Source organism: Lysobacter xanthus, assembly GCF_047159895.1.
The window spans coordinates 1-1,084 of the sequence record NZ_BAAGAB020000153.1; the positions used below are offsets into that span (position 1 = coordinate 1).

1 protein-coding gene is annotated in these 1,084 nt (G+C 66.1%); it reads left to right on the plus strand.

Features of this window, described 5'->3' with window-relative positions; all coding sequences use genetic code 11:
- A partial coding sequence (gene tuf, locus ACY35P_RS15615) for an elongation factor Tu (protein ID WP_462116755.1) occupies positions 1-1,083 on the plus strand: 1,083 nt, incomplete at its 5' end.
- Position 1,084: the final 1 nt, after the last annotated feature.

Sequence of the window (1,084 nt, forward strand, 5' to 3'; positions counted from 1 at the left end):
GCCGAGCGTTTCGGTGGTGAGTTCAAGGGTTACGACCAGATCGACGCGGCGCCGGAAGAGAAGGCGCGCGGCATCACGATCTCGACGGCGCACGTGGAGTACGAGAGCGCGAACCGTCATTACGCGCACGTGGACTGCCCGGGCCACGCCGACTACGTGAAGAACATGATCACGGGTGCGGCGCAGATGGACGGTGCGATCCTGGTGTGCTCGGCCGCGGACGGCCCGATGCCGCAGACGCGCGAGCACATCCTGCTGTCGCGCCAGGTCGGCGTGCCGTACATCGTCGTGTTCCTGAACAAGGCCGACATGGTGGACGACGCCGAGCTGCTGGAGCTCGTCGAGATGGAAGTGCGTGAGCTGCTGTCGAAGTACGACTTCCCGGGCGACGACACCCCGATCATCGCGGGTTCGGCCCGCCTGGCGCTGGAAGGCGACCAGAGCGAGATCGGCGTGCCGGCGATCCTGAAGCTGGTCGACGCGCTGGACACGTTCATCCCGGAGCCGCAGCGCGACGTGGACAAGCCGTTCCTGATGCCGGTCGAGGACGTGTTCTCGATCTCCGGTCGCGGCACGGTGGTCACGGGCCGCATCGAGCGCGGCATCATCAAGGTCGGCGACGAAATCGAGATCGTCGGTATCCGCGCGACGCAGAAGACGACGGTCACCGGCGTCGAGATGTTCCGCAAGCTGCTGGACCAGGGCCAGGCGGGCGACAACGCGGGCCTGCTGCTGCGCGGCACGAAGCGTGACGACGTCGAGCGCGGCCAGGTGCTGTGCAAGCCGGGTTCGATCCAGCCGCACACGGACTTCGAGGCCGAGGTGTACGTGCTGTCGAAGGACGAGGGTGGCCGTCATACCCCGTTCTTCAAGGGTTACCGTCCGCAGTTCTACTTCCGCACGACCGACATCACCGGTGCGGTGACGCTGCCGGAAGGCGTCGAGATGGTCATGCCGGGCGACAACATCAAGATGGTCGTTTCGCTGATCAACCCGGTGGCGATGGACGAGGGCCTGCGCTTCGCGATCCGCGAAGGCGGCCGTACCGTCGGCGCCGGCGTCGTGGCGAAGATCATCAAGTAAG